Origin of the sequence: Phormidium sp. FACHB-1136, from assembly GCF_014697375.1 — a bacterium.
Lineage (GTDB): Bacteria > Cyanobacteriota > Cyanobacteriia > Phormidesmidales > Phormidesmidaceae > Nodosilinea.
Map to the genome: position 1 here is coordinate 1 of NZ_JACJRS010000151.1, position 8,495 is coordinate 8,495.

Below are 8,495 nucleotides of genomic sequence, written 5' to 3' on the forward strand. Positions count from 1 at the left end.
TGTTCGGGATAGTCAGGATGTAGAAACACGGCGGCATAGTTGCCCACCCCCAGACAGCGCCAAGGCTCCGGCACCCGATGAACCACCACAGGATGATGCGGATCGATACTTTCGAGGTACAGATCTGGCAGCAGATCTTGGCGAACACATTGTGTAAGTGACTGAATGGGGTCACGCATAGGGAGGGGTGAAATCGAGGTCACAGCGCGGCTCTAGGTCTCAATTATGACAAGACGCGGGTTGAACAGAGTTGAGGGGAACAGTAAGGCACTTAAGATGTTTGCGTATTGTCCATCACATGTAGGTCACGTTTTTTCGCTTATGATTGATACGTAAGCAAAGCAAAATTTGCTTATTTTCGGTATTAACAGACGAGAATGCCTTGCCCTTGCAGGATAGGCTCTTCTGAGTTTGTGACTGAAGCTGTATAGCAGTATACGGCTTGCGTTCTTGGAAACGGCTGAAAGCCTTGTCACACTTAGGTATTAGGTTAGCTTATCACCATATACTCAGAAGAGCCGCAGGATACCCGGTTGTCAATCGGGAATTGCTTTCTATGTGAAATTACATACACATAGAATCTGGTTGTTTCCTTAAGATACAGCAGCGATGTTGATGGGGATGATGCTGTAAGCCCAGTAGATCACGTTTGACTTATTGTATTGGTACAGTTTCTGTCCATGTTTTTCTTCTGCGCTCTGTATCGTTGGGTCACTTCATGCTCTCAGAATCGAGTCTGCCACAACAACTGGCAGCCGCCCAAGATCTTATTCAGCAACTTTCCGAACAGTTAGCCGCCGAGCGTGAGGCGGTTCAGCAGCTTGAGCAGCAGATCAACCACCAGCAGACAAATTTAGCGCACCGCGAAGCCCAAAACCAGCGGCTTCAGCGGGTGCTGGAAACTAGCCCCGCCACCACCTACAGCCATCAGGCTACACCGCCCTACGCCTGCACCTACATCAGCCAGGGTATTGAGGCGGTTTTGGGCTACACCCCGTCAGAATTTACCGCAACACCCGATTTTTGCGTCCAACTCATCCACCCCGACGACGTAGCCGAGGTTTTCGCCCAGATCTCTGGGTTGTTTGAGCAGGGAAAACTGCAATGCGATTACCGAATGCGTCATCGGGATGGTCACTATATTTGGATCCATGATGACCGGGTTTTGCTGCGCGATGCCGCCGGAATGCCCCAGGAGGTGGTTGGTTATTTCACGGATATTAGCGCCCGCAAAGCCGCTGAGGCTATCGTTCAACAGCAGACCGAGCGGGAAATGTTGCTGCGAGACATCACCCAGCGCATTCGTCAGACCTTAGATCTCGATGCGGTTCTCAATACAGCGGTGGATCAGGTACGGCAGTTTTTTAAGGTAGATCGGGCGGTGGTGTATCGGTTTTTGCCCGACTGGAGCGGCGATTTTGTAGCCGAGTCGGTGGCGGAACCTTGGGTGAAATTGCTGCATCCTGAGATCCGCCAAGTGTTGACCGATACCTGTCTGCAAGAAAAGAAAGGCAGTCGGTTTCAAAATCAAGAAACCTTAGCCGTTTCTAATATTTATCAGGCGGGTTTTCAGCCCTGCCACATTGAACTGTTAGAGCAATTCCAGGCCAAAGCCTTGGCGATAGTGCCCATTTTTGCCGGAGAAACCCTTTGGGGGCTGCTGGCGGTGTATCAGAATAGCGATTTTCGGCCTTGGCTAGAAGGGGAAATTAACCTGTTACAACAGATTGGTAGCCAGCTTGGTATGGGGATTTATCAAGCCAGTTTGCACGAGCAAGTTCAAACAGAACTGCAACAACGCCAGCGGGCCGAAGCGGTTTTGCGCCAGCAGTTAGGGGCTATTGAATCGGCGGTAGATGGCATTGCGACTCTTCAGAATGATCGCTACGTCTATCTCAATTCGGCCCATGTGAAGCTCTTTGGCTACGAAACCGCCGAAGAACTAATTGGCCAAAGCTGGACGATCCTCTATTCTCCAGAGATGCTGGCGCAGATTGAGCAGACGGTTTTCCCGACGCTGCAAAAGCAACGATACTGGCAAGGGGAATTGGTCGCTACCCACAAGGACGGCACCACATTTCCAGAATTTGTGTCGCTCACACTGCTGGATGACAATGTTCTAGTGTGTGTCTGTCGAGACATTACCGCACAAAAACAAATTGAAGATCAGCTTCAAAAAGTCCAAGATCAGATGATGGCGATTCTAAACGAATTGCCTGCGGTGGTTTATACCAAAGATCTGCTCGGTCGGCATACCTTTGTGAACAAGGCTTTTGTCGATCTCTTCGGCTGTGAACGATCAGACATTATTGGTAGAATCAATCACGAATTTTTTGATGCTGAAACAGCGGCCCGCCTCCAGGAAAATGATGATGCCCTAATTGCCCAAGGCATTTTGCCACCCTTTGAAGAAACGGTGCTGTTTGTCGATACCCCGAAAACGTTTCTCTCGCACAAATTTTTGTTGTGCTATGAGGATGGACAACCCTACGCCCTGTGCGGTATTTCCACCGATATTAGTGAGCGCAAACAGACTGAACTCGAATTACAAGCCCAGAAAAAGCTCATTGAAAGTGCTATCCAGACCAACCCAGACTTGCTGGTTTATCTGTTTGATGTGCCCAGCCAAAGCCTGCTATTTGTTAGCGATTCGGTGGCGAATATCTTAGACTATACCGCCGCCGAAATTTTGGCCATGGGGGCCGATCTGGTGCCTAACCTGGTGCATCCCGACGATCACCTTGGTTTTGCCGCCTATATCGATCAACTGGATCAAAGCCCAGAGGGAACTAGCCTCACCTTTGAATATCGGGTGCGCCACCGCGATGGCCGCTGGCTGGATTTGCTGCTGCGGGGGCAAGCCTATACCCGCGATGAGCAGGGGCATATTCAGCAGTTTTTAGGATCCGTCGTAGACATTACCAGCCGCAAACGAACCGAAGCCAACCTCCAAGCCTCCGAAGCCCGCTTTGAGATGATTGCTAACCTCGTCCCCGATTTTCTCTGGGAAAGCGACCCCGATAGCTTCAACACCTGGTGCAACCAACGCTGGCTCGACTATACCGGGCAAACCCTAGAGCAAGCCTTGGGGCGGGGCTGGCTAGAGGCCATTCATCCCGGTGATCGGGCCACATCGGTTCTGATTCAGCGAGAATCTGCCGAAATGGGAGAACCCCGACGCGAAGAACGCCGCATCCGTCGCCATGATGGCGAATACCGTTGGTTTGTCTCTAATATTGCCCCCATCAAAAATGCAGAGGGCGAGGTGATCAAGATGTACGGTGCCGTCACCGACATTCACGAAGGACGCATGGCGCTGGAGGCATCCCAGGCAGCGGCAGAAATTGACGCTTTTCGGGTCAGATTGTCGGATGTGCTGCGATCCCTCACCAACCCGATCCACATTCAAGCCGAGGCTTGCCATCTGCTGGGCGAACAGTTGGGGGTTGATCGTGTCTTTTATTCCGAAATCAATGAGATCGAAGGCTATGCCCAAATCAATCACGAATATACCCAGGCGGGTTTGCCCTCCCTCCTTGGCCGCTATTCCTTGGCAGACTATGGCGCTAGTCTGCCCTATCTGCGCCAGGGTGAAACGGTTATTGTGGCCGATACGCAAACCGCCGTCTTTGTCCCTGAACGGGATCGCGTGGCCCTCGCTAATCTTGGCCTGGTTGGCATGTTGTCTCTCCCGCTGATTAAGGATGGCCGATTGGTGGGAGCCTTCACCGCCAACACCACCACACCCCACGACTGGACAGCGGCAGAGGTAGACCTGGTGCGCGAAACCGCTGAGCGCCTGTGGACAACCATGCAGCGGGCCGAAGCCGAAGCTGCCGTGAAAGACCTTTCCGAGCGTTTAGCCTTGGCGCTGCAAGCTGGATCTATTGGCACCTGGGATTGGGATTGCGTCAATGAGGTGAACTGGGATGGCCAAATGTACGTCCTCTACGGGATGCAAAACCTGAGGGAACGGGCGGTCTATCCGACCTGGCGCGATAGTCTGCACCCCGACGACCGTGACCGGGTTGAAGCCTTGCTGCACGCGGCACTGCGGGGCGAGGCCGACTACAACACCGAGTTTCGCATTCTGCGCCCCAACGGAGAACTACGGTGGATCCAGGCTGTTGCCCAAGTGCAAACCGATCCCCATGGCAACCCAAAGCGGATGGTGGGCATTAACCAAGACATCACCGACCGGAAAAACGCCGAAGCCGCCCTCCGCCGACAAACCAATCGCCTTACCCTGGCCCTGCAAGCGGGTGGCTTTGGCGCGGGAGAGTGGGATTTCGTCAATCCCCCTGATTGGGATGAACAGGTGTATAAAATCTACGGTCTGCAAGACCTAGGCCGCCCCGCCACCTACCAAGACTGGCGCGATCTCCTTCATCCCGACGATGCCAGCCAGGTCGAGGCTACACTAGCCCAGGCTCCGCAGGCGCAAGGCATTCTCACCGCCGAATTTCGGATTGTGCGACTCGATGGCCAACTGCGCTGGGTGCAAGCCTTTGCCCAGACGGAGCGCGACGCAGCGGGCACCCCCCTGCGGATGGTCAGCATTACCCAAGACATCACGGATCGCAAACAGGCCGAACTCGCCCTCCAAGAACAAACCAATCGCCTTAAGTTGGCCCTCCGAGCCGGATCCTACGGCATTTGGGAATGGGATTTGGTCAACGACCCGATCTGGGATGATCGCATCTACGAAGACTATGGCCTGCAAGACCTAGGGCGACCTCTCACCTACCAAGACTGGTGCAATCACATTCATCCCGACGACCGCCCCTGGGTCGAGGCCCAACTAGAGGCCGATTTGCGGGCCAGAATTCCCTTTAGTGCCGAATTTCGCATCTGCCGACCGGATGGCGAACTGCGGTGGGTCCTGTCTATCGCCAAGCTGTACTGCGATGGCCAAGGCCAGCCGATGCGGATGGTGGGCATTCACCAAGACATTACCCACCGCAAACTCGCCGAGCAGGAGATTTGCAACAGTCAGGCCAAGTTTCAGCGCTTGGTGGATGACATTGGCGATAAATTCGTTGTCTTTAGCATTGCTGGCGGCACCCTTTTCACTTACGTCAGCGGTGGGTTCCAGTCGGTCTTTGGGGTACCGCCAGAGGCCGTTTTGGGTCGGCATTGGGCCGATACAATCCAGTGGTTTCCAGAATCCATAGAGTTGGCCCAATCTGAAGATGAGACACTGCGAACTGGGCAGGTGTCGTCCCAGGAATTTGAGATGTCCTTTGTCCACCCCGATGGGGGCATTCGCACCATTCATGTGGTGCAGCACCCCGTTTGGGACAGTGACGATAGCCTTCTGGCCGTTGAAGGGGTGGTCGAAGACATCACTGAACGCAAAGCCGCCGAGGCCGAATTACACCGCACCAATGCCGAACTGGAACGCGCCACCCGCCTGAAGGACGAATTTTTGGCCAATATGAGCCACGAACTGCGGACGCCCCTCAACGCCATCCTCGGCATGACCGAAGGGCTGCAAGAGGAAATCTTTGGCCCCCTCACCGAACGCCAGCAGCGCAGTCTCAACACCATCGAGCGCAGCAGCAGCCACCTGCTCTCGCTGATTAACGACATCCTCGACCTCTCCAAAATTGAAGCGGGCCAGGTGGATCTAGACTTCAATGCCATCAGCGTCAGCCTGCTCTGTAGCGCCAGCGTCACCTTTGTGAAACAGCAGGCCTACAAAAAACGCCAGCAGATTACCACCCTCATCCCCGACGGCTTACCCGACCTCTACGGCGACGACCGCCGCCTGCGCCAGGTCTTGATTAACCTACTGACCAACGCCGTCAAATTCACCCCCGAAGGGGGCCACATTACCCTCGCCGCTAACTACATTGCCCTCGCCCAAAACGACGTCCAGGCCGAAATCTTCATTCACCCCCAAGCCAACCTGGGCGATACCCTGGGGCTGTTGTCTATCTCCATTACTGATACGGGCATTGGCATTAGACCCGAAGATGCCCAACGGCTGTTTCAGCCCTTTGTGCAGGTCAACACCGCCCTCAACCGCCAATACGAAGGCACCGGGCTGGGCCTCTCCCTGGTCAAACGCCTTGTGGAAATGCACGGCGGCGAAGTCACCCTCACCAGTGAAGTCGGCAGCGGCAGTTGCTTCACCGTTCAGCTACCGATCATCGCCCTCCCCAACCCCGACGGCTCCCCAGCCCACTTCACCGAATCCATCAAGGCCGAGGCTCCGGTAGACCCCACCGAGGCTCCCCTGATTTTGCTCGCCGAAGACAACGAAGCCAACCTCAGCACCTCCTCTTCCTACCTAGAGGCTAAGGGCTATCGCCTCGTCATCGCCAGAAACGGCCTAGAAGCCATCGACCTAGCCACCACCACCCAGCCCGATTTAATCTTGATGGACATTCAAATGCCCCACCTCGACGGCCTAGAGGCCATTCGCCAAATTCGCCAAAAACCCGCCCTGGCCACGGTGCCTATCATCACCCTCACCGCCCTCGCCATGCCCGCCGACCGTGAGCGCTGCCTAGAGGCCGGAGCCAACCACTACCTCAGTAAGCCCATCCGCCTCAGACAACTCTCTGAAATCATCACCACCTTGCTAGTGCAGGCTGCTTCTCCATCGGGTCGAGAATGAGTTTAAAAAGACGCTGTGCGAAGGCTCCCCTGCCATGCCTAAACCCGTCATCCTCAGCGATATTGGCGGTCGATATAACCAAACAAACTAAGCCGTCGCTGATGCCCTCGGTACCTTCTTACAGCAGGTGGCAAATTAGTCATGAGGAGATCAACCTCAGCCCGCAGATCCACCTATTCCTCCTGACCACAATCAGAACCACCCAAGCTCGCTAGAGCTAGGGCTTCTCCTCATGGATGGGCGCGTCTATTCTCTGGTGGGCGCATCTGCCATCCGTTCCTCGAAAGTCAAGAATTCCAAGTCGTCCAAATTCAAGCGCATTAAAGTCCCTGGAGCCAGACGCCTTGGGACACTGTCGCCCTGAACTTAGATCTTCGCCTGGGCCTCAACTTCCCTATCGGGAAGACTGGGTGACGCGCATTTCCGACAGACCCCATGGCCTCGATCTCCATTCAAGACCTCTGCCCACCCGGTCGGTATCGATTCCATTCCGAACACCGCAGCCTATCGGCCCAGATGACTAGAGCCGAACAGGGCCCTAAAGTAGCGAAGCTGCGATTTGGGGCAATTTAGTTCATTTATATTGTTTTTCAATCTCCTCACAGATGCTCACTGGTATGTTTAGCGCAAGCTAAATGAAGAGGAACGCGATGAAGCGCCAGTGGGAACCGGAAGAACTAATCGAGCAATTCATCCTAATGCCAGCGGAGCTAGCGATTCTGCCTGAAGCAGTGACCAACGCGAATGCCTCTAATCGCTTAGGGTTTGCGGTTTTGCTCAAGTTCTTTCAGGTAGAAGCTCGGTTTCCCCAGTCCCCGGTTGAGACCCCCAAAGTCGTTGTTGCCTTTATCGCTCAACAACTCCAACTCACTGAAGAAGATTACCGTCACGACAACTGGTCAGGGCGAACGACGAAGACTCACCGTGCTCAGATTCGGACATTCTTGGGTTTCAGGCCAATCGCGCAGTCGGATAAGTCGTTGATGAAGACCTGGTTGATGGAGGAGGTGCTGCCGTTGGGCCTGTCCTTTGACGCCTTAAAAGCGCAGGTCTATCAGCGGTTTCGGCAGATCAAGATTGAACCACCCGTCTGGAAGGAATTGGAGCGTTTAATTCGGTCGGCGGCGCGAGCCTATGACCGTGAGTTTTGCCGTGGCATCGCATCGCAGCTCTCAGCCCAAACCGGCAAGAACCTGGATGCCTTGCTGGACACGGAAAGCCCTCTGGCCGATGAAACGGGACACTTCCGCCAATCGCAGCTCAACCAGATCAAGAGGGATCCAGGCCGTTTAGGGCTCAATAGCCTTTTGGCTGAAATTGATAAACTGCACTGCATTCAAGCCCTCGGTTTGCCCGATAGCCTCTTCACGTCGGTGGCTCCCAAGTTGGTGCAGCAGTATCGGCGACGGGCTTCGACCGAACCACCGCGAGAATTGAGGCGTCATCCATCGGCAATTCGCTACACTCTGGTGGCGGCTTTCTGCTGGCAGCGTAAACAGGAAATCATTGACGGCTTAGTCACCCTGCTAGTGCAAATTGTGCATCGTCTGAGTCTGAATGCAGAACGACGGGTGGAGCGGGAGTTAGTCGCGGCGTTCAAGCGCGTTCCCCGCAAGGAGGCCCTGTTGCTCAAGATTGCTGTGGCGTCTCTCCAGCATCCGGATGACACCGTCAAAGAGGTGGTGTACCCAGTCGCTGACCCAGAGACATTGCAAGCGTTGGTGGATGAGCAGACGACGGGAGATACCTATCAAGACAAGGTCTATACCCACATCCGGGCCTCCTATCTGCACCATTACCGCCGCATGGTTCCGGCCATCCTAGATACCCTCCACTTTCGGTCCAATTAATGAACAGCACCAGCCGGTGA

At 54.6% G+C, this 8,495-nt stretch carries 2 protein-coding genes; both read left to right on the forward strand.

The window, feature by feature from the left end; all coding sequences use genetic code 11:
* The first annotated feature begins 718 nt into the window (after positions 1 to 718).
* Entirely contained in the window at positions 719 to 6,625 is a 5,907-nt protein-coding gene (locus H6G62_RS24895) for a PAS domain-containing protein (RefSeq protein WP_190500239.1), read from the forward strand.
* A gap of 650 nt (positions 6,626 to 7,275) precedes the next feature.
* Positions 7,276 to 8,475, forward strand: a complete 1,200-nt coding sequence (locus H6G62_RS24900; RefSeq protein ID WP_190500241.1) for a DUF4158 domain-containing protein — start codon at positions 7,276 to 7,278, stop codon at positions 8,473 to 8,475.
* Positions 8,476 to 8,495 lie beyond the last annotated feature (20 nt).

Coding starts and splice junctions, on each gene's coding strand:
- H6G62_RS24895 (WP_190500239.1), top strand. CDS start 719: ATGCTCTCAGAATCGAGTCTGCCACAACAACTGGCAGCCGCCCAAGAT.
- H6G62_RS24900 (WP_190500241.1), top strand. CDS start 7,276: ATGAAGCGCCAGTGGGAACCGGAAGAACTAATCGAGCAATTCATCCTA.